17 protein-coding genes are annotated in these 21629 nt (G+C 56.9%); 4 read left to right on the top strand and 13 right to left on the bottom strand.

Going from position 1 to position 21629, the window contains the following annotated elements; translation table 11 throughout:
* Positions 1 to 14 precede the first annotated feature (14 nt).
* From E6W33_RS19770 to E6W33_RS19780, 3 genes are all read left to right on the top strand, one after another.
* Positions 15 to 1205 carry a phosphoglycerate kinase gene (locus tag E6W33_RS19770; protein WP_282183706.1) on the top strand — a complete coding sequence of 397 codons (1191 nt, stop codon included), beginning with the start codon at positions 15 to 17 and terminating at the stop codon, positions 1203 to 1205.
* 52 nt (positions 1206 to 1257) lie between these two features.
* Positions 1258 to 2322, top strand: a complete 1065-nt coding sequence (fba, locus tag E6W33_RS19775; protein WP_136419044.1) for a class II fructose-bisphosphate aldolase — start codon at positions 1258 to 1260, stop codon at positions 2320 to 2322.
* Positions 2323 to 2396: 74 nt separating this feature from the next.
* Positions 2397 to 3206 carry an HAD family hydrolase gene (locus E6W33_RS19780; RefSeq protein WP_136419045.1) on the top strand — a complete coding sequence of 270 codons (810 nt, stop codon included), beginning with the start codon at positions 2397 to 2399 and terminating at the stop codon, positions 3204 to 3206.
* On the opposite strand, the gene E6W33_RS19785 is transcribed toward E6W33_RS19780, so the two are convergent.
* The 8 genes from E6W33_RS19785 to E6W33_RS19820 all read right to left on the bottom strand — a co-directional run bounded on the left by E6W33_RS19785 (position 3207) and on the right by E6W33_RS19820 (position 14090).
* Positions 3207 to 6311, bottom strand: coding sequence for a type I restriction endonuclease subunit R (locus tag E6W33_RS19785; protein WP_136419046.1), 3105 nt, complete (start codon positions 6309 to 6311; stop codon positions 3207 to 3209).
* On the bottom strand, positions 6304 to 7503 hold the full coding sequence (locus tag E6W33_RS19790) for an AAA family ATPase (protein WP_136419047.1): 1200 nt from the start codon (positions 7501 to 7503) through the stop codon (positions 6304 to 6306). The genes E6W33_RS19785 and E6W33_RS19790 overlap by 8 nt, the downstream gene beginning before the upstream one ends.
* Position 7504: 1 nt before the next feature.
* Entirely contained in the window at positions 7505 to 8794 is a 1290-nt protein-coding gene (locus E6W33_RS19795; RefSeq protein WP_136419048.1) for a restriction endonuclease subunit S, read from the bottom strand.
* Positions 8791 to 10347, bottom strand: coding sequence for a type I restriction-modification system subunit M (locus E6W33_RS19800; RefSeq protein ID WP_136419049.1), 1557 nt, complete (start codon positions 10345 to 10347; stop codon positions 8791 to 8793). The genes E6W33_RS19795 and E6W33_RS19800 overlap by 4 nt, the downstream gene beginning before the upstream one ends.
* A 280-nt stretch (positions 10348 to 10627) precedes the next feature.
* Positions 10628 to 11389, bottom strand: coding sequence for an ABC transporter permease (locus E6W33_RS19805; RefSeq protein ID WP_136419050.1), 762 nt, complete (start codon positions 11387 to 11389; stop codon positions 10628 to 10630).
* Entirely contained in the window at positions 11386 to 12312 is a 927-nt protein-coding gene (locus tag E6W33_RS19810; RefSeq protein WP_136419051.1) for an ABC transporter ATP-binding protein, read from the bottom strand. The genes E6W33_RS19805 and E6W33_RS19810 overlap by 4 nt, the downstream gene beginning before the upstream one ends.
* A gap of 333 nt (positions 12313 to 12645) precedes the next feature.
* Positions 12646 to 13074 (bottom strand): DsrE family protein, encoded by a 429-nt coding sequence (locus tag E6W33_RS19815; protein ID WP_136419052.1) that lies wholly within the window; start codon positions 13072 to 13074, stop codon positions 12646 to 12648.
* 35 nt (positions 13075 to 13109) lie between these two features.
* Positions 13110 to 14090, bottom strand: a complete 981-nt coding sequence (locus E6W33_RS19820) for an MBL fold metallo-hydrolase (RefSeq protein ID WP_136419053.1) — start codon at positions 14088 to 14090, stop codon at positions 13110 to 13112.
* Positions 14091 to 14319: 229 nt separating this feature from the next.
* On the opposite strand from E6W33_RS19820, the gene E6W33_RS19825 reads away from it, so the two are divergent.
* On the top strand, positions 14320 to 15378 hold the full coding sequence (locus tag E6W33_RS19825; protein ID WP_136419054.1) for a YeeE/YedE family protein: 1059 nt from the start codon (positions 14320 to 14322) through the stop codon (positions 15376 to 15378).
* Position 15379: 1 nt separating this feature from the next.
* On the opposite strand, the gene E6W33_RS19830 is transcribed toward E6W33_RS19825, so the two are convergent.
* From E6W33_RS19830 to E6W33_RS19850, 5 genes are all read right to left on the bottom strand, one after another.
* Positions 15380 to 16516, bottom strand: a complete 1137-nt coding sequence (locus tag E6W33_RS19830) for a YbdK family carboxylate-amine ligase (protein WP_136419055.1) — start codon at positions 16514 to 16516, stop codon at positions 15380 to 15382.
* A gap of 2 nt (positions 16517 to 16518) precedes the next feature.
* A complete protein-coding gene (locus E6W33_RS19835; RefSeq protein ID WP_136419056.1) occupies positions 16519 to 17724 on the bottom strand; it encodes a cation:proton antiporter in 1206 nt (401 codons plus the stop codon).
* Between the two features lie 392 nt (positions 17725 to 18116).
* On the bottom strand, positions 18117 to 18503 hold the full coding sequence (locus tag E6W33_RS19840; RefSeq protein WP_136419057.1) for a hypothetical protein: 387 nt from the start codon (positions 18501 to 18503) through the stop codon (positions 18117 to 18119).
* A gap of 383 nt (positions 18504 to 18886) precedes the next feature.
* The gene (locus E6W33_RS19845; protein WP_136419058.1) at positions 18887 to 20230 is read right to left on the bottom strand and encodes an ATP-binding protein; all 1344 of its coding nucleotides are present in this window, start codon (positions 20228 to 20230) and stop codon (positions 18887 to 18889) included.
* Positions 20230 to 20889 carry a response regulator transcription factor gene (locus tag E6W33_RS19850; protein ID WP_136419059.1) on the bottom strand — a complete coding sequence of 220 codons (660 nt, stop codon included), beginning with the start codon at positions 20887 to 20889 and terminating at the stop codon, positions 20230 to 20232. The genes E6W33_RS19845 and E6W33_RS19850 overlap by 1 nt, the downstream gene beginning before the upstream one ends.
* Positions 20890 to 21629 lie beyond the last annotated feature (740 nt).

Here is a 21629-nt window from a genome sequence, read left to right on the forward strand (position 1 = left end):
ATTACCCGGAGAACATGATGTCGATTCGCCAATTCACCGCGATGCCGAATATGGCCGGCAAGCGGGTTTTCATCCGTTCCGATCTCAATGTGCCGCTGGACGACCAGGGGCGGATCACCGACGACAGCCGAATTCGCGCCTCGCTTCCGGCGCTGCTGCATGCGCTCGAACGCGGTGCCGCCGTCATGGTGACTTCGCATCTTGGCCGGCCGACGGAAGGCTGCTTTCGTGAGGAAGATTCGCTGGCGCCGGTCGCGGCCCGCCTTGGCGAACTGCTCGGCCGCCCTGCGCGCCTGGTGCGCGATTGGGTCGAGCAGCCACCGCACATCGAACCCGGCGAACTGGTCGTCCTGGAAAACTGCCGCCTCAATCCCGGCGAGAAGGCCAACGACGACGGGCTCGCCAGAAAGATGGCGGCAATGTGCGACATCTATGTCAACGACGCCTTCGGCACCGCACATCGCGCCGAGGCCACCACGCACGGCATCGCGAAGTATGCGCGAGTCGCCTGCGCCGGTCCCCTGATGAGCGCCGAACTCGATGCGCTCGGCAAGGTGCTGCAGACGCCCTCACAACCGGTTGTTGCCATCGTGGCAGGATCGAAAGTATCGACCAAGCTCACCATCCTCAAGAGCCTGGTCGAAAAGGTCGATCACCTGATCGTCGGCGGCGGCATCGCCAATACCTTTCTTCTCGCCATGGGGTACCAGGTCGGCGCATCGCTGGCCGAACCGGATCTGGTCGGCGAAGCCAAAGCCATCATGCGCGAGATGCGCGCCAAGGGCGGCAGCGTTCCCCTGCCGGTGGATGTCGTCTGCGCAAAGAAGCTGTCCGCCGATGCGGTGGCAAGCACCAAGTCGCTGGGGGAAATCGCGCCCGACGACATGATCCTCGACATCGGTTTTCAGTCGGCCTCCCGGCTCTCGCTGCTGATCTGGCAGGCCGGAACGGTACTGTGGAACGGACCGGTCGGCGTGTTCGAGCATGAGCAGTTCGCGCAGGGCACGCGCGTGATCGGCGAGGCAATTGCGAAGTCCTCCGCGTTCTCGGTCGCGGGCGGCGGCGACACCCTGGCCGCGATTGCCAAATTCAAGCTCGCCGATCGCATCAGCTACATCTCGACAGGCGGCGGCGCCTTCCTCGAATTCCTCGAAGGCAAGGAGCTGCCGGCGGTGGCGATACTCGCGAAGCGCGGCGAAGACTGACCGCCGCACCGCCCTTCCACTTACTTATTGCACATACTCACAGGAGACAACAATGGCACTGGTATCACTTCGACAATTGCTCGATCACGCCGCTGAACACGGCTACGGCCTGCCGGCCTTCAACGTCAACAACATGGAGCAGATCCAGGCCATCATGCAGGCCGCCGATGCCTGCGACAGCCCGGTGATCCTGCAAGGTTCGGCCGGCGCCCGCAAGTATGCCGGCGAGGTCTTCCTGCGCAAGCTGGTGGAAGCCGCCGTCGAGACCTATCCGCACATCCCGGTCGTGATGCACCAGGACCATGGCGCCAGCCCCGCCGTGTGCCAGCGCTCCATCCGCTCCGGATTCTCGTCGGTGATGATGGACGGCTCGCTGATGGAAGACATGAAGACGCCCTCCTCCTTTCAGTACAACGTCGAAGTCACGCGTCGCGTGGTCGACATGGCGCATGCGGTCGGCGTGTCGGTCGAGGGTGAACTCGGCTGCCTCGGCTCGCTGGAATCCGGCATGGCCGGCGAGGAAGACGGTTCCGGCGCGGAAGGCAAGCTGTCGCACGAGCAGATGCTGACCGACCCCGCGCAGGCAGCCGACTTCGTGGCGCAGACCGGCGTCGATGCGCTCGCCATCGCCATCGGCACCTCGCACGGCGCCTACAAGTTCAGCCGCAAGCCGACCGGCGACATCCTGGCCATTGCACGCATTCGCGAAATCAATGCGCGCATTCCGAACACGCATCTGGTCATGCACGGCTCCAGCTCGGTGCCGCAGGAATGGCTTGAAATCATTCGCCAGTTCGGCGGCAACATCAAGGAAACCTACGGCGTGCCGGTGGAAGAAATCCAGCAAGGCATCAAATACGGCGTGCGCAAGGTCAACATCGACACCGACATCCGCCTCGCGATGACGGGCGCGATGCGCAAGCTGATGGCGGAGAAGCCGGACGAATTCGATCCGCGCAAATTCCTGGCCGAAGCGACCAAGGCGGCCAAGGGCATCTGCAAGACGCGTTTTGAAGCATTCGGCAGCGCGGGACAGGCATCAAAGATCCGCCCCGTTTCGCTCGACACCATGGCGACCCGCTATGAACAGGGCGAGCTGAAGGCGATCGTGAAGTAATACAGGTGGCGTTCGGTGCGGCAGGCAGGAATTGCCGCCTTGACTGTGGTGCATCATGCTAATCGGAGTGTCGAATGAAAAACCGAATCGATCCGGACTTTGACGAAGGCCTGCTGCAGGCCCTGATCTTCGATGTCGACGGCACGCTGGCCGACACCGAGCGCGACCTTCACCGTGTCGCATTCAATCGCGCGTTCCGCCAGGCCGGTCTCGACTGGACATGGGACGTCCCCACCTACGGCCGATTGCTGAAAGTGGCGGGCGGCAAGGAGCGCATCCTTCATTACATCCACACCTGCGTCCCGCACCAGGCGCCATCGAATCCGGAGACGCTCACCCGCGAGCTGCACGCGCTGAAGACACAGTTCTACCTGGAGCTGCTGCGCGAAGGCGAGATCGCGCTCCGCCCCGGCGTCGAACGCCTGATCCGCGAAGCCCGCAACGGCGGCTTCCGCCTCGCGATCGCGACCACCACCACCTACGCCAACGTGGTCGCGCTGCTGCATGCCACGCTAGGCGAAGGCGCGCACAAGTGGTTCGACATCATCGGCGCCGGCGATGACGTGCCGAACAAGAAGCCATCGCCCGACATCTACCGCTACGTCCTGCAAAAGCTCAAGCTCCCGGCCGCCGCCTGCTTCGCCTTCGAGGATTCCGCGAACGGCCTGCGGGCCAGCTCTGGCGCCGGACTGCGCACCATCGTCACCCCGACGGTCTACACCGCACGCGAAGACTTCAGCGACGCGTTTTCCATCCTGTCCGATCTCGGCGAGGCCGATTCGCATTGCACGCACTTCGGCGGCTGTCGCCCGGAGCGCGGCGCGGTTGATATTGCGCAGCTTGATATGTGGCATGGGTATGTTGCGGCGGTGCTGGCTTGCTGATTAGACCTGTCCACCCACGCCTTTAAACTTCTCAACAAAAGCGGCAATCTTTTGGAACACACTCTGTTTCTTTGTCAGGTATTGCGGGTTTAACGGGCTCATTTTGGGCAAAATAGCATTGAGTTCAGTGCCATTGTCACTGGCGAATTCCCGCTTCAGTGAGGTGGTGATATAGCGTTTGGCCGCCTCTGCATTCAGATTTTCGACGCTAATGAGCTCTTGTGCCTCACGTTGTTGTTCTGCTTGGGCAAAAGTGAAGAAGGCATCTATCACACTGGCCTTATCGCCGATCTGGTCCAGATCGGTCTGGTTGATGAAGTCGACCAGCAGGCTTTCTTTGGCGCGGTTGCCCAGGCTGGCGCGAATCACTCGGCGCACGTCCTCGACCAGTGAAGCTTTGTCCTTGACCTTTTTATTGTTCTCAAAAATCAGCTCCAAAATGTAGTCCAGATTGATTTCTTGAGACTTCAGCAGGTCGACCTCAAAGACCACATCATCCCAGTCGATCGTGGAGTTTTCCTTCTCGGTGGAAGATTTTTCCCGACGCAACCAATCGCGAACGTCGTTATAGGTTGAACGATAATCCTGGATTTTGCGTTCGGCAGGCATCTGAATGGCTTGCAGATCTGCCAAAGCAGCGTCATCAAGATAATACTTGGCCTTGAATGCTTCAACTGCCGCCGGGTCGTTCATATCAACGTTTTGCAAGGCCTTCAGACTGGCGAACTCGTCATAGTTTTGCAGTACGTTCTCAACGCGCAAATACTCTCCAAACAGCTTCGCGAAGGCTTTTTTGTCGGACTCTTTTTCAATGGCAGACGGATCAGGAAAGCGATCCTCCAGTTCCTTCACCACGTCCACATAACCACGTCGCGCTTCACCGGTCGCCGCATCAGTGAAACCTTCCATGTAGTCCTTATAGCTTTTTTCCAGAACCACGTTCTTGGTATTGTTGTCGCCAAACAAGGTGATGGCCTCAATGGTCGCCTGCTCCAAATCGCGGAAGGTGACGATATTGCCAAAGGTTTTAGTGGCGTCAAAAATCCGATTGGTGCGCGAATAAGCCTGAATCAATCCGTGGTAACGCAGGTTTTTATCCACAAACAAAGTGTTCAATGTGGGGGCATCAAAGCCGGTCAGGAACATGCCCACCACAATCAACAAGTCAATTTCCTTGGCTTTGACTTGTTTGGCCAGATCCCGGTAATAGTTTTGAAAGCCATTGCTATCCACGCTGAAATTGGTTTTGAACAGCGCGTTGTAGTCAACGATGGCCGCGTTCAGGAACTCCTTGGCGCTACTATTCATGGCTGAAACATCAAAGCTTTCATCCTGAATTTCGCCTACGGCATCCTGCTCTTCATTGGCTGCAAAGGAGAAGATGGTGGCCACTTTCAATGGCTTGTCGCTGTTCTTCTGCAACTCCTTGAACGACTCGTAATACAGCTTGGCGGCATCCACGCTGCTCACGGCAAACATGGCATTAAAACCCTTGCCACCAGCTTGCAGGCGATGGGTCTTCTGCCGGAAGTTATTCAAAATGTACTGGGTAATTTCTCGAATGCGATCGGGGTGCAACAAGGCCTGCTTGGTTTCCGCGGCGCTGAGCTTTTTCTCGTCCTGTTCGGTTTCAATGGCTTTGAACTTCGGGCGCACATCGTTGTAGTCCACCTTGAACTTCAGCACCTTCTCATCACGAATGGCATCGGTGATGACATAAGAGTGCAACTCGCGACCAAATACGCTAGCCGTATCTTCTGCGCCTAATGCGTTTTTCCCAGCAAAAATCGGTGTGCCGGTAAAGCCAAACTGATAGAACTTTTTGAACTTCTTCTTCAGGTTTTTCTGTGCTTCACCGAACTGGCTGCGATGGCACTCATCAAAAATGAATACGACCTGCTTGTTATAGATGGGAAGGTCGCCTTCGCTTTTCATCAGGTTATTGAGCTTCTGGATGGTGGTGACGATGATCTTGTTGTCGTCCTTGTCCAGGTTGCGTTTGAGGCCTGCGGTGCTGTCAGAGCCATTCACGCTGTCCGGCGAAAAGCGCTGGTATTCCTTCATGGTCTGGTAATCCAGGTCCTTGCGGTCCACCACGAAGAAAACCTTGTCGATAAACTCCAGCTCGGTGGCCATGCGCGCCGCCTTGAAGCTAGTCAGGGTCTTGCCGGAGCCAGTAGTGTGCCAAATGAAGCCGCCGCTTTCCGTCTTGCTCCAGTTTTTGGCCTGCCAAGCGCTCTTGATCTTCCATAGAATGCGTTCAGTGGCGGCAATCTGGTACGGGCGCATCACCAGCAGCGTATTGCTAACATCGAATACCGAATAATGCAGCAACACATTGAGCACGGTGTGCTTCTGAAAGAAGGTGGCGGTAAAGTCTTTCAGGTCTTTGATTAGACTGTTATCCGCCTTCGCCCAGTTCATGGTGAAGTCGAAGCTATTCTTGAGGCGCTGAGTGGTGTTGGCAAAATAACGGCTGTCGGTGCCGTTGGAGATCACAAACAGCTGCAAATACTTAAACAAGGAGTGCTCGCTGTTAAAGCTTTCCTTGCTGTAGCGATGTACCTGGTTAAAGGCTTCACGAATTGCCACGCCGCGCTTCTTTAATTCTACCTGTACCAGTGGTAAGCCATTCACTAACACGGTTACGTCATAGCGATTGGCGTGCGTCCCCGTTTGCTCAAACTGTTTGATGACCTGCACCTTGTTGCGAGCAATGTTTTTCTTGTCCAGCAGGTAGATGTTCTGGATATGCCCGTCGTCAAAGACAAAATCGTGAATGTAATCGTCGTGGATCTTTCGTGTTTTCTCGACGATACCATCGCTGGGTTTATCCAGCCAGGTTTCGACAAAGCGCAACCACTCGCCGTCCAAAAACTGCACGTTGTTGAGCGCTTGCAGCTGCTGGCGCACGTTGGCCAGTAAAGCATCCGGGGTTTTCAGGCTTGGCAGGAATTCATAGCCCTGATTGGCCAAATCCTGAATAAGCTCACGCTCCAGATCGCCCTCGCTTTGGAAGCTTTCAGAGACTTTCCATTCCTTGGTGTATTTATCCAGAACAATGAAGTTATTAGATTCGGCAATCGGCTTGGTGTAATCAACCATTTTGTTGCTCCTGCTGCCAGTAGCCATAGTTGCTCTTCAAGTGATCGAGCAAGAGTTTGACAGTCGCTTTCTCCGCTTGCGTTGGCTCTGCCACGGTTTCATTAGATAGCGTGCTGTGGCTTGTAAAATTAATGATTCTGCTTAAATAGAGCTGCTTGTCATCAGGCAAGAGGTCCGACCATTTGGGGTAACCCAGAAAGCTGGCCGTTTTCTCGTAAAGATTGCGCAGCAAAGTGAAGTGATACCTTTCAACTTTGTTGTCAGCAACCGCCTGTTCGATTGTTCGTTTCAAATGCAGGTGGTAGGAGAAGCTCTTGTTGGAGTCGCCATGTTTTTCTGTGAGGGCGAAGGTACCATCGTCAAAACGCTCCAGCATGTAGCAGGCTTTGCCGTTCAGCTCATTGAATAGCACGTTATAAAACAGCGGGCTATGCGTCGTGACAATGAACTTCAGCTGCGATTGACTGGATTTAATCAGACTCGCCAGATTAACCGCCAATTCAATCAAGTGGTTTTCATCGAGAGAACTGACGGGGTCATCAATAAATACATACTCCAGCCGATCAAATGCGCTGGTTTCTCGCTCACCCGGCTCGGCGACATTAAGAATCGTCACCACCTGATCAAGCAGGGTGTAAAAAACGCTCCAGATAAAGTTGCTTTCTTCGCCTTTGGATAGCTTGACATGACCGGATCGCTCGTTGTTGCCGCGCTCCAGGGAAAATGTGACTTCGGTAAAATCTGCGCTAAAGTGCGGTGTTAATTTGTCGTTCGCATAGCGCTGAAAATAATGGACGATATTTCCATCCTGGCCCAGGTCTTGAAGCAGCGTGAGCAGCCAGCTTGTGTACGAATTGGGTTGGATTTTCAGCTTGTGCTCGACATCGCCCGCCAGATCGTTATCCCAATAAAACAAGTCCTCGGTGAAGGCGTTGTAATAGAGGATTTTATTGCGCGGCAACGCAGGCTGATCGGCTTCGTCATCGCCTTCTCCGCCATTTGCTTTGGGCGCAATCAGCTGCTTGAACTCCCGCGAAAGGCGCGTCTTGCCCGTGCCGTTGAAGGCGTAGATCAGCTGCACCTTTGGAACAGGTTTGGCTTCGTCAACTTCCTTGGTCTTTTCAGGGACAGTTTTCCTGACTATCTTGGACGCACTAAGCTGCTGAGCTATCTCCGCGAGTGTCTTGCTCATATCAGGCCGCCAACTCATCCGGCTTTGGGAAGTTCAAGAGCAGATCGCGGTAATACTCGTATTGCTTCTTGCGCAGTTCGATCTCGCGGGGCAAGCCTTCGCTGATGGAGTTGGTGAGGGCGTCGAATTTATCCAGAATGGCGACGATCCGGGCTTGTTCGGCGAGTGATTTCTCTGAGTTCCCTGGGTATGGAATGGGTATTCGTACTTTTGCGATCCCGTCAATCAATAATCTATTAACCTTCCCTCGCGACACATGCTTCGCCTTCTCATCGATGAATGCAGCTGTTTGCATAACATAGGAGATAAATTTCGGATTCATTGAATGGCGAAAGGCGTAACTATCGTCGTGAATCGCCACCTTCTCTTCGCCAAGCCAAGCCACTGCTTTGCCTACATCTTCTACAGTTTCCCCGACCCCAGCCATTACAACGTCTCCCGGCTTTGCGTAGCGCAGTGATTCAGCCATGTCACTTCTGACATGAGAAAAGGCTTGGTTCGCAAACGCCCCATACCGAGTATATATCTCGCCGTAGTGAATAGCGCGAATGCCATCTTCCACATAGTCGGCCTTGGTAAAACGTTTCCCGCGAATGAATTCACCAATCTCTCCCAGAGGCTTCCACTCCACCTCCCCGTCTTCAAAGCACAACAATCGATCGCGATAGTGGTTGTATTGTTTTTTGCGGGCGGTAAGCTCGGCAGTAAGCTCGGCACTAAGCTGGGCGGTAAGCTCTGTAAATGCGTCCAGAATACGGACGATTTCGGCCTGAATTTCAAGTGATTTTTTTTGGTTTTCTGGGCATGGGATAGGTATTTTTGCTTTGCCGAGGCCATTCGAATTTATCGATGATATTTTTCCAGAAGAGATATCCTTCTTGATTTGCTCCTTAAAAAGAACAGTTCTTAAGAAATAGGATACATATTTTGGGTCTAATTTGCTTCTATACGAAAAGCAGGCATCGTGAATTACGACATCATCTTCGCCTAGCCAAGCAGTGCCATTACCTATATCTTCAATAGTTTCACCCGCCGCGACAATAATCACGTCTCCATGACTTGCGACTCGTAGCTTTGAAGCCAGCTCTGAATCAAGAAAAGATTTTGATTCTTTTGCCCAAATCCCGTAATGCGTGTACATCTCCCCATAATGAATGCACGGGGTGCCCTCTGGGGCCATATCTGTTTTTACAAATCTTTTTCCTCTAACGAAGGCACCGATCTCTCCCAACGCCTTCCAATCCACTTCAACGCCATTTAGCAGTTTTTCCATCAGGCGCAACTTGTTCATGCCCCAAGCTCCTCGCCTTCGATCTCGGCCACAATGGCATCGATCTCCGTCCGCAGCTTGTCGATCCTGGCCACCGTGGTTTTCAGCTCGGCATTGAGCCGGACAATGTTCACTACTTCGCGGGTATCTTTTGCTTCGACATAGCTGCTGACCGACAGGTTGTAATCGTTGCCAGCGATAGTCTCAAACGGCACCGATTTGGCAAAGTGGTCCAGATTCGCCTTGCTCTCGAACACCTGCATGATCTGTTCGATATGCGCGTCCAGCAGCACGTTGTTATTGGTTTCTTTCTTGAACAGCCCGCTGGCATCAACGAACTGGGTGGTGGTGTCGGTTTTATGTTTGGATAACACCAGAATATTCACGGCGATGGTGGTGCCAAAAAACAGGTTGGGCGCGAGCGAGATCACCGTTTCGACGTAGTTGTTATCCACCAGATACTGGCGGATTTTCTGCTCGACTCCGCCTCGGTAGAAGACGCCGGGGAAGCAGACAATGGCGGCGCGGCCTTTGCTGGAAAGATAACTGAGCGCGTGCAGCACAAACGCAAAGTCGGCTTTGGACTTGGGCGCGAGCACGCCAGCTGGGGCAAAGCGCTCGTCGTTGATCAGCGTGGGGTCGTCCGAGCCTTTCCACTTCACCGAATACGGCGGGTTGGAGACGATGGCATCAAAGGGTTTGTCGTCACCAAAATGCGGCTCGATGAGGGTATTGCCCAGCTGGATGTTGAACTTGTCGTAGTTAATGTTGTGCAAGAACATGTTCATCCGCGCCAGGTTGTAGGTAGTGTGGTTGATTTCTTGCCCGAAAAAACCTTCTTCAATGATGTGCGCATCGAAGTGTTTCTTTGCTTGCAGCAGCAGCGAGCCGGAGCCACAGGCCGGGTCGTAGATCTTGTTGACGTTGGTCTGCTTGTGCATGGCCAGTTGGGCAATCAGCTTGGACACATGCTGCGGAGTGAAAAACTCGCCGCCGGATTTGCCGGCGTTGGCGGCGTAGTTGGAGATGAGGAATTCGTAGGCATCGCCAAACAGGTCGATGTGGCTGGCGTCAAAGTCACCGAAATCCAGTTCAGCCACGCCTTTGAGCACGGCGGCCAAACGGGCGTTTTTGTCTTTTACCGTATTGCCGAGACGGTTGCTGGTGGTGTCGAAGTCGGCAAACAGGCCTCTGATATCCTGCTCTGATGGGTAGCCATTGGCGGAGCTTTCGATCGCCGCAAAGATGGCGGCCAGGTCGGTATTCAGGCTCTCGTTGGTGTTGGCGCTGGCGGCCACGTTGGCGAACAACTGACTAGGGTAGATGAAGTAGCCCTTGGTTTTGATGGCGTCGTCTTTGATTTCAGGTGTGATAACTCCATCGCCGAGTTGCGCATAATTGATGTTGTCATCACCGCCTTCAATGTAGCTGGCAAAGTTTTCACTGATGAAGCGATAGAACAGGGTGCCGAGTACATATTGTTTAAAATCCCAGCCGTCCACTGCACCTCGTACATCATTGGCGATTTGCCAGATTTGGCGTTGTAGGGCGGCGCGTTGTTGGGCACTTGTCATTGTGTTAATCCTGTTTCAATACGTTATTTCAAGCGAGGGCAACTTTATACTTTTCGAGCACTGTTGAATAGTCAGGGCGACTTATTGCGGTGATGGGGGCGCCGCTAGAGATGCGAAAGAAGGCAAAACCGGCATCGGCGGTTCCCCGTCGATTGAAAGAATGATTTATGCCTGCTTCTGGCCGAAGCGACCGACGCAAGGCGAAATAGTCGTCACTGGATCACCACCACACGGGCCAACCGCCAGCCTTTCCACGAATTGCCAGTTCGCAGAATCCCGCTCAACTCTTAAGCTTGTACCCAGTCTTGAACATCCACCAAACCGCCGCCAGACAGAGACCCAGGAACATCAAGGTCATGCCTATGCTGATGTCGACCCGAACGTCGGCTACACCATAGAAGCTCCAGCGAAATCCGCTGATCAAGTAGACCACCGGATTGAACAAGGCAATTTTCTGCCAAAGCGGCGGCAACATGCTGATCGAATAAAAGCTGCCGCCCAGGAAGGCCAGCGGAGTGACGATCATCATCGGAATGATTTGGAGTTTTTCGAAGCCGTCCGCCCATATCCCGATTAAAAAGCCGAACAAACTGAACGTGACGGCAGTCAGGATCAGGAATGCGATCATCCAGACCGGATGCACGATAGTAAACGGCACGAACAGCCGTGCCGTCGCCATGATCAGCAAGCCGAGGATGACCGACTTGGTTGCGGCCGCGCCGACATAGCCGATCACAATTTCAACGTAGGAGATGGGCGCCGAAAGAATTTCGTAGATGGTGCCGGTAAATTTCGGCATGTAGATTCCGAACGACGCGTTGGAGATGCTTTCCGTCATCAGCGACAGCATGATCAGTCCCGGGACGATGAATGCCCCGTAACTGGTACCGTCAATCTTGACCATATGCGATCCGATCGCAGCGCCGAATACCACGAAATAGAGCGAGGTCGATATTACCGGCGACGCGATACTTTGCATCAGCGTGCGCCAGGTGCGCGCCAATTCGAATTGGTAAATGGCGCGAATGGCATAGATGTTCATGGCTGCGCCCTCACGAGGTTCACGAAAATTTCTTCCAAAGAGCTTTCGCTGGACTGCAGGTCCTTGAAATCTATCCCATGCTCGCCGAGACGTCGCAACAGGTCGGCAATGCCGGTTTTCTGGCTCTGAGCATCAAAGGTGTAGGTCAGCGTCATGCCGTCCTCGCTCAGTTCAAGTTGAGGTCCTGCCACTTCTTCCGGGATTCGTGCGAGCGGGTGCTGCAGGTGCAATCTCAATTGCTTCTTGCCAAGCTTTTCCATCAAGGCGACTTTGTCTTCCACCAGGATGATTTCCCCGCTTCGGATGACGCCAATCCGGTCCGCCATTTCCTCGGCTTCCTCGATATAGTGCGTGGTCAGGATGATCGTCACGCCGCTTTCGCGCAGACCACGAACCATCTGCCACATGTCACGCCGCAATTCGACGTCGACACCGGCGGTAGGCTCGTCGAGAAACAAGATCTCTGGTTCGTGCGACAGGGCCTTGGCGATCATCACCCGGCGTTTCATGCCGCCCGACAGCGTTCTGATCTTGGCATCCTTTTTATCCCAGAGCGAAAGGTCGCGCAGTATCTTCTCGACATAAGCCGCATTGCGCGGTTTCCCAAAAATCCCGCGGCTGAAATTTACCGTTGCCCAGACACTTTCAAACGCATCGGTGGACAATTCCTGAGGAACAAGCCCGATCTTTGACCGCGCAGCACGGTAGTCGAGGACGACATCATGGCCGCCGGCCAGCACCACTCCGTGCGTCGGCTGGACGATGCCGCAAATGATATTGATCAGCGTAGTCTTGCCGGCGCCGTTTGGGCCCAGCAGCGCAAAGATTTCGCCGGGGCGGATCTCCAGATCAACTGCCTTGAGCGCATGGTGGCCCGACGCATAGGTTTTGGTAAGGCGATTAACTGAGACGATGGCCTGCATCTTGACTCACGATGGCAAATATAAAGGTGGCCTAGATTGTATGGCGAATCGGCAGGGGGTGCTGTCAGATCGTAAATTTGGCTTTTGGAACGATGCTGAGCCGATTTCCAAGTGGAGCCAATGGCCGAATTCAGCCGAACCACTTATCGCGGTGGCTATACATCAGGTTTCTGAGGTTCTGAAAGCGATGTACGGCAGGAATTGGGCACACAACATCTGGGCGGATTTCCTGACCTAATGTTGGGGATGCCCTGGCGGTGAACACCGCCAGGGCGAGCGGAAAAAGACATATGCAGGCGACGCGCCGGCAACCAGCAGCGCCGCCTGCAGATGCTACGGCTTCAGATACGCATATCCTTCCTGCGTCTGCAGGCGGACGACTTCAGCCACGCCGGACGGTACGATGGTCGCCTCGGGAATCACCCGGCTCTTGTCGATCTTGCGCGTCTGCAGCGTGTTGTTGCAGACCCGGAACTGGACGTTGCGATTGGTCAGTTCCTGCACCACCGCGTCGTAGGGATTGCCGTTCTTGTCTTTTGCGCCATCGAGCAGGAAATCGATTCCCGGCCCATGGGCGACAACGACGATCTTTGCATTGGGGCTGGCATTCAGATGATTGCGGATATTGTTGAGCGCGGCCATGGGGTTGGCACCGTCATTCATGTGGTAGACCACCTTTTCCTCGCGGTCGGCAGCGACCGCCACTGCAAGCCCGAGGAAGGCCAGGAAAAACACGGCCACTGCATTACGTAATGTCTTCATCGTTGTCTCCTATTTTTGAATTGAGTGTTTCACTGCTATTTTTGCTGCAAGCTTTCCTTCTCCATCAGGATGTAGGTCCCGTAGGCATTCAGGCGGTTCGCCGCATCGAAGGCCGGGTAATCCTTGAACCGCGACCAGTCGATCTTTTCATAGGTTTCCTCGAAGGGAACCATGTCCGCTACCGCCTCGCCGATATGCTTGCGCAGGAAAAGCAGGTATTCGCGGGTGAACTGCATGTCTTCAAGCGTGCGGGTGGACGATTCGCCGTGACCGGGCACCACCACCGCCGGCTTGATTTCCAGCATGCGGTCGAGCGCCGCCAGCCAGACCTTGCTGTCGGCATTGCCGACGAAGGGAATGCGTCCGGTGAAGAACAGATCGCCGGCGAACAGCATCCGGTCTTCGTCGACCGACAGCATGATGTCTTCGTCCGAGTGCGCGCCGCTGGTATCGATGACGCGGAAATGGATGCCGCCGAGTTCGAAGGGGATGATCCTGGCCTGCTTGAAATTGAGCCAGCGATCGGCCGGCACCAGTCGGGTCCGCTCATCGACCCAGGGGCTGAGGGCTTCCCGCCGCTGGGCCAGTCGCACCTTCGCGAGGTCGGAATGCAGGTAGACCTTGCCGTGCTCGTGCGCCCAGATTTCTGCGCCTTCCGCCTTCAGCGCCTGCAGGCCGTAGAAATGGTCGGCGTGGTAATGGCTGATGATCACGTAACGGATCGGCTTGGGCGTGATCGTACGGATTGCCTTCACCATCGCTTCGCCGAGTGCGGGCGTGGCGAGGGCATCGAAGACCACCACGCCCTCATCGGTGACGACAAAGCCGGCGTTGGACATGAAGCCCTTGTTTTCCGCGCTGGCCATGCCGGAACCGCCATGAAAGTAATACACATGCGGCGACACCTTGATCGGCTCCAGCCGGATCTCCTCGCCGGCCGCCTTCGCGACGCTGGAAGCCGCCGCTCCGGAAATGCCTAGCAGCCGCACCAGCCCTACTCCAAACTTTCGACACATCGCGTTTTTCACTCCTGCGTATTCAATCGCTTGCCGCTCCATGACAGAGCGGCGATCAAACAACTATAACACCACATGAGTATATGACGATTGACGAATATATGCTTAAATACCTTCAGACAACCGATGCAGAAACGCAAAGCATCTGCATTTTCGACAAGTCGAGTTCGGGCGTTTCCGTGCAAAGAACGCGGGTGCGGTCCGGACTGGGCGTGATTGGGATGGGAATATGACTCTGGCTGGCCTGATGGAAGCGATTGGCGAAGGCGAAGTCCTCGCACTTGGCGGATTGGCAATCGGACTGTTGTTCGGCATTTGCGCGCAACGATCGCGCTTCTGTCTGCGCTCCGCCGTGATCGAAGTCTGCCATGGCGACCTGGGCGCCAAATTGGCCATCTGGCTGCTGGCCTTTTCCGGCGCCATCATCCTGACGCAGTCCTTCATCCTGAGCGGCATCCTCGACGTCAGCAATGCGCGTCAGCTGGCGGCGCGCGGCACGCTGTCCGGCGCCTTGATCGGCGGCCTGCTGTTCGGCGCCGGCATGATCCTGGCGCGCGGCTGTTCAAGCCGTCTCCTGATCCTCGCCGGCACCGGCAACCTGCGTTCGCTACTGTCCGGCCTGGTGTTCGCCGTCGTCGCCCAGGCCTCGCTGGGCGGCATTCTTTCCCCGCTGCGCATTGCCATCAGCAACTGGTGGACCATCGATGGCGGGACCGCGCGCAATGTCCTCGACATTTTCCATGTCGGGAATGGCAGCGGCCTGGTGTTCGGCCTCATCTGGCTGATCGGCGGACTGTTTTTCGCGGTGCGAAGCCGGATCAGCCTGAGCTCCGCGATCACCGGTTTTGGCGTTGGCGCCATGGTGGCTGGCGCCTGGCTGTTCACCTATCAGATTGCTTCGGAGGCCTTCGAGGTCACAGCAGTAAAAAGCCTGAGCTTCACAGGTCCGGCCGCCGACGTCCTCATGCTGGTCCTGTCGCCGCCGGGACACCCGTGGAATTTCGATATCGGGCTCGTCCCCGGCGTCTTCATCGGCTCATTCCTGTCGGCCTACATCGGGCGCGAAGTCAAGCTGGAGGGTTTCAAGGATGGCCTGAGCATGCGCCGCTACATCATCGGCGCGACCTGCATGGGCTTTGGCGGCACGCTTGCCGGCGGTTGCGCGGTTGGCGCAGGCGTGTCCGGGGCCGCCGTGTTTGCGCTGACGGCGTGGGTGACCTTGTGCGGCATCTGGATCGCCGCCGGTCTCACCGACTATTTCGTCGACAGGCGGCCGCTCGCGGCCTGATTCACATCCTCCGATTTGCTTCGTCGCTCCTGAAGCGCTGAATCGCGGCATCCACCATGCCTTCGACGCTGCCGCTGCTGACATACTGGTCACGCAAAAAACTGGCGTCGCTGCCCGCGTGGGCGGCATGGTAGAGATGCTCCAGCGCCATCTCGCCGCCCAATTCCACCGCATGCGACTCGATCCTTCGCAAGGTCGTCAGAATGTCCTCGCGCACTGACAGCGATTCATGGCTCTTGGGATGCACGATGGTGCCATCCAGCCCAAAGCGGCATGCCTGGAAGCGGTTGTAGTTGTAGACCAGGTAATCATCCTCGGCGGGTGCGGGTTCATGCCCTTCCAGCAGATAGCTGCACAGGGCCTGCAGATAGCCGGCGAGCGCAGCGGCCCGCTCCACGTTCAACGGCGTATCGCACACCCGCAATTCGATGGTGCCGTATTCCGGCTTGGGACGGATGTCCCAGTAAAAGTCCTTCATGCTCTTGACGATGCCGGTGTGCTCCATGCGCGCGAAATAATCGCGCTCGAAATCCTCCCAGCGCAACAGGAAAGGCGCACGCCCGCTCAGGGGAAACGCAAAGACCGAATTCAGCCGCGCGGAATTGAACAGCGTGTCGCTGCCCTGGAAATACGGCGACGACGCCGACAAGGCAATGAAGTGCGGCACGTAGCGATTGAGCGAATGCAGCAGCATCAGCGCGTCGTCCCCCGATTCGCAGCCGATGTGCACGTGCTGCCCGAACACGGTGAACTGCTTGGCCAGGTAACCGTACAGCGCGGACACCTGCTTGAAGCGCGGCTTGGAAAATATCTTGCGCTCTGACCATTTCTGGAAAGGATGCGTGCCGCCGCCGCACACGCCGACATTGAGCATGTCGCCCGCGCGTACCAGCGTATCGCGAATACGCCGCAATTGTTCCAGCAGTTCGCCGTGCCTGGTGTGCACTTCGGTATTGATCTCGATCATGCTCTCCGTGATCTCGGGCGTGACGTTGCCCGGAAACGGTTTGCGCGCCAGCAAGGCCAGCATGTCCGGGCTGGCATCGGTCAAGTCGAAATCGCTCAGACTGACGAGTTGCAGCTCCAGTTCGACGCCGACCGTTAGCGGGTCCGATTGCTTGAATGGTTCCAGCGGCATGCTTACTCCTTGATCGTGTCTGGCTTGTCCGGCGTTTCCGGTGTTTCCTGCGCCCAGATCAGGGCACGTTGCGTGATGATCGGTCCGATCACTTCCAGCAGCAGCGCCATCGCCGCCAGCGGCATCAGGCTGTCAACGAGATTCACTCCCGCGCGCCGCGTCTGTTCCAGCATCAGGATGACAAATACCGACAGCGGCGCCAGCGCCAGCCCGGTCAGCAGACCCTTGCGCCACGAGACGCCACTCACGCGCGCAAAGACCCCGACGCCGATCATCTTCGCCGCGAACCGGGCGACAAGCAGGATCAGCCCGAGCGTCATCCCATCAATCACCTGGCGCCAATCCAGCGTGGCGGCAACGAAGAAGAAAAGCACGACGCTCAGAAGATCGCCCATCACGCCGAAATTGCGCTGCGTCTGGTTCAGCGTCACGCGACGGTGACGTGCCACAAGGCCGAAAGTCAGGGTTGCCAGCACCGGCGAGAACTTGAAGGCATGCGTCACCGCGACCAGCAGAATCACGGCGATGGCAAAGGCCAGCGTCGCATCGCGCGAAAGATTGCCGAGCCGGCGCAACAGGCCGGGCACCGACACGCCCACCAATGCGCCGAGACCGGCGGATACGGCGAGCACCACCAGGCTGCTCCACACGGCATCCAGCAGACTGCCGGAAGTCTGGAACACGCCGATACCGACGATCACCTTGAAGGTAAACACGGCCAGCACGCAATTGAGCGCGGACAGATGCAGGATGCGCTCGCTGACCTGGCCGGAGCTGCGCTCCTCGTTCAGCACGCGCAGGATACCCGCCGGCGAAGTCGACATCGCCAACGATCCCAGCAGCAATGCCGCGAGCGGTGCCATGCCGAACCATTGCGCGACGAAATACACAACCACAAAGGTGGCGACCGCCTCGACCACGCCCATCACGCCAATCCACGGATTGGCGCGCAGCCAGTGCAGGTTGATGCGATAACCCATTTCGAACAGCATCAGGCCGAATGCAATGTTCGCCAGCAGCATGAAGGTATCGGCTTCAGATTGCGGCAACACCCCCGCCAGCAGATTGCCGAACAGAAAACCGACTAGCCCGTAAATGCTGATGCGCGGCAATCCGGTAAGTCGATATCCGAACTCTCCGGCCACCCATGCGATTGCAATGGCGAATGGCCACGCGAGCTGGTACGACATTGGAATAAACTCCGGCATACCCCTTTTTCTCCCGAGTCACGAACCGGAGTGCAAAGCAATCCGATTCGAATGCAAATCGACGTCCCGGCCGTGAACCGGCGGGGAACGTCGTCCAGGTCAATGAACTGCCCTTGTTTTCAATACGGATTCCAGGAGCAATGATCGCGCAATCCGCCAATTGCCGCTCCCGCTCCGCGCACACGATTTGATATAGGCCCGTCCTGTCTTCCCAATCCGGTACACCTTCGAGACCGCGGTTGCCAATGACAAACTCCGGCATCAAGTCCAGCCATACACCCTCGCCCTGCAGCGGTCATCCCTGGATCATCGCTACCGGCGTCATTTGTTCAGTTGATTTTCAAGACGTGAGCGCATTCAAGGCACACAGCAGATAGATGAGCTCGACCATGTCATGAATCCTTTCGCCACTTGAACGCATCCGCAAACTGATGCGCCCTCTTCCCGGTCTTCGAATGGATCAGGTTGCTGATCTCAACGAGATGGTGCGCATAGCTCTCGGCGAGGAGATCGATCATCTGCCGCAGGCTTTCCGATGCGGGCTGGTAGCGGAACACCGCATTGTTGTCGGTCGTCGCAAGGACGTCGGCGGCCTGCAGTGCGCTCAGCAACTCGCTGGCGGATCTCTCGCTGAGATACAAGCGTGTCGCAAGCCGTTTGCTGTCCCAGTCCTGCGCCGCGTTTCTTCGCAACAGCAGCATCGCCTCCAGGAAGGGAACGGATGGAATGCTGGCGAGAATAAAGCGTCTTGCTTCGTCGGGTATCTGTTCCCGATTCATAGTCTCCCTGCGCCATTCACACGTGCTCGACCCATGCGGCTTGGCGGCATCGAAACGCCAGGTCGTTTCATCAGGTCCACGCGAAAAATGTCCCCCCGGTTAAGGGGGGACGAAGAAAAGGCCGGTAATTACCTTTCCACTGCTGTTGCTCATTTGTCGAAGGCGTCAGGATCAACGCCTGCCCTCGATTCCCGGAAGTCATGCCTGCTTGACTCGGGAACAGGGAAAAAGGCAGCCCGTCAGGAAACGCGCGGGCCCAAGGGGATCAAGTTGTGTATCAATGCTTGCAATGATGCATTACAAAACTTAGGGGAAACTTAAACACGGAGAAAAAAGCGAATGGAAGGCGGCACACTTTCGCCGCGCCTGCGCCCGGGAGCGGTTCATGCCGCCGTGGCGGATGCTGCGGTCGGTTGTGCCTCGTCAACGAGGGGGAATGCGACCGTGACGGCCAGCCCGCCGAGTTCCGAGGTGCCCAGCTCGACGCTGGCGCCATGCCGGTCAGCAATCGTCTTGACAATGGCCAGGCCGAGTCCGCTTCCGTTGGGCGCCGTGCCGGGGACGCGATAAAAGCGATCGAACACGCGCGCCCGGTTTTCTTCCACAATGCCGGCGCCGGAGTCCTGGATTCTGAGCCTGGCGCTTGTGGCATCCACTGTCAGATCGATGCACACCTGGCCCTGCTCCGGCGTGTAACGCACCGCATTGTCGAGCAGATTACGCACGAGTATGCGCAGGCTGTCCGCATCGCCGAGGAGTTCCACGTCGGGCAGTTCGGCGTAGCGCACTTCGACATGACGCGACTGCGCAAGCGGCGCCACGTCGCTGGCCGCATTCGCAATGCATCCAGTCAGCGAAACCGGCGTCAGCTCCTCCGCTTCCGATGAGGGATCCTGCCGTGCCAGCACCAGCAACTGCTCGACCAGGCGCGATGCGCGATCGACGCCGCCAAGCAAACGGGCGATGCCTTGGTTGCGCGCGGTTTCATCCTTGGCCCGCGCCAGGGTCTGCACCTGGAGCTTCAATGCCGTCAGGGGCGAACGCAGCTCATGCGCCGCGTCCGCCACGAAGCGCTGCTGCGCATCGATCGCGCGCGCCATGCGTGAAAGCAGGGAATTGAGTTCCGCGATCAGCAGCGACACTTCCTTCGGCACGCCCTTGTCAGAAACGGGAGCAAGCGAGCCCGCATGGCGGTGCGCCAGATCGAGGCCGATGCGATTGAGCGGCGCCAGCGCCGAGGTGACGACCCACCATGCGGCCGCAAACAGGAGCAGAGATACGGGCAGCACCGGCCATACGGAATTCCAGGCCAGCGCGATGGAGCGGTCGCGGCGCGAATCCATTTTCTGCGCGACCTGGATCACCCGCGTCTCGCGATGGACCGTGTAGATGCGCCAGTCGCCGTTATCCAGCGTGACCGTCGAATAACCGAGCGTACCCCGCTCGGGCAGACTGCGATAGGCGCGCGACTGATAGACGCGCACGCCGTCATCGGTCCAGATCTGGATCACGAAATCGAAATCGTTGTCGTCGGTGGGCGCCTTGTACCAATCCGACTGCTGCACCGCGCTGTCCTGCAGTGCGAGTGCCATTTGTTCCATGTGATAGTCGAACAGGCTGTTTGCCTTCTGCATCGCTTCCCGGAAGGACGCGGCGAACTGCACCCCGGCCGCGATCAGGATCGCGGCGCCCAGCAGCAGGATCAAGCGTATGCGGAGCGACTGCATCAGACTTTCTCTACCATGTAACCGAGGCCGCGGACATTGATGATGAACTGCTGTCCGAGTTTCTTGCGCAAGCCGTGGATATAGACCTCCACCGCGTTGCTCTCCACCTCGCCGGACCAACCATACAAGCGCTCTTCCAGCTGGGCGCGCGAGAAGATCGCGCCGGGCCGCGCCACCAGCGTGTCGAGTATCGCCCACTCGCGCGAGGAGAGCACCAATTGCTTGTCGGCGACCATGACCTGCCGCGTCGACGGATTGATCTCGACCTCGCCTTTCCGGTAGACCGGATCGCCGCCGCCCCTGGCACGCCGGATCAAGGCATGCAGACGCGCGATCAGTTCTTCCAGGTCGAAGGGCTTGACCAGGTAATCGTCGGCGCCGGTGTTCAGCCCCTGCACGCGCTGCTCCACCGTATCCCTCGCGGTGACCACGAGGACCGGCATGTTGCTTCCCCTGGCCCGCAAGCCGCGCAGGACGTCAATGCCGTCTTTCTGCGGCAGACCGAGATCGAGCAGCAGCGCATCGTAGCCGTAGGTAGCAAGCGCGGCCTCTGCCGCCGTTCCGTCTTTCACCCAGTCGACCGCGATGCCTTCGCCGTCCAGCGCGATCTGAACATTCTCGCCAATCATCAAATCGTCTTCCACCAGCAGTACTTTCATCTTTGGCTCACGCGCGGGTAATGCAAAAAAGGTCACTTCGCTCGTGGGCGAAGCTCTGGGATTGTAGGCGCGCCTGGCGGGACGCCGCAAGCGCTTGAGAAAACGGCCGCCGCGTAAGCGTCGATTGACGGACTTGAAGCGGAAGGGAATGCCGTGTGTGCGGATGCAGTGCGCGGAACCCGATGCGGGCATCAGGCAAGCGCTTGTTTGCCGATCCAGCTCCGGCAGCACAAATAAGAAAGCCCGCGCCTTCCAGGCGCGGGCTCACTTGATTGTCTCTTCCCACCTTCTCCGAGATGGATTTTTTTACACTGCGGGTGGATTCTGCACTCTTTTCCTGTTTTTGAAAAGAGTCTTTTGATTTAGCTGAATAAAAGCAAACGATTGATGCTCTGAGGCAAATCTGTGTCGTTCCAGCACCTTTTGCAGCTTGAATTTCAGATCCGCGAACACTTTAAGCGTGGCCTAAGTTTACTGTGCCAAGATTTCCTGCCGCCACCCATTTATCTGGTCTTGGCGGGCAACAAAATCATCGAATTTCTGATTCTCATGGGAGCTTGGCGATGCCTGAAAAAACACTAACGCATTTCGCGAATCGGTCGGTTTCTCAAGCCGCCGGAAAAGCTGGTGGTGGCGCACACAACGCGCTTCGCCCGCAAGCCCGCAGTCCATTCAAGCTGCAACGCGCCGAGCAGGAAAGACTGGACAGATACGGCAGATTCGGCCGCAGATAAGCGCTT

The sequence above is a fragment of the Herbaspirillum sp. ST 5-3 genome, assembly GCF_004804275.1.
Classification (GTDB): Bacteria; Pseudomonadota; Gammaproteobacteria; order Burkholderiales; family Burkholderiaceae_D; genus Noviherbaspirillum.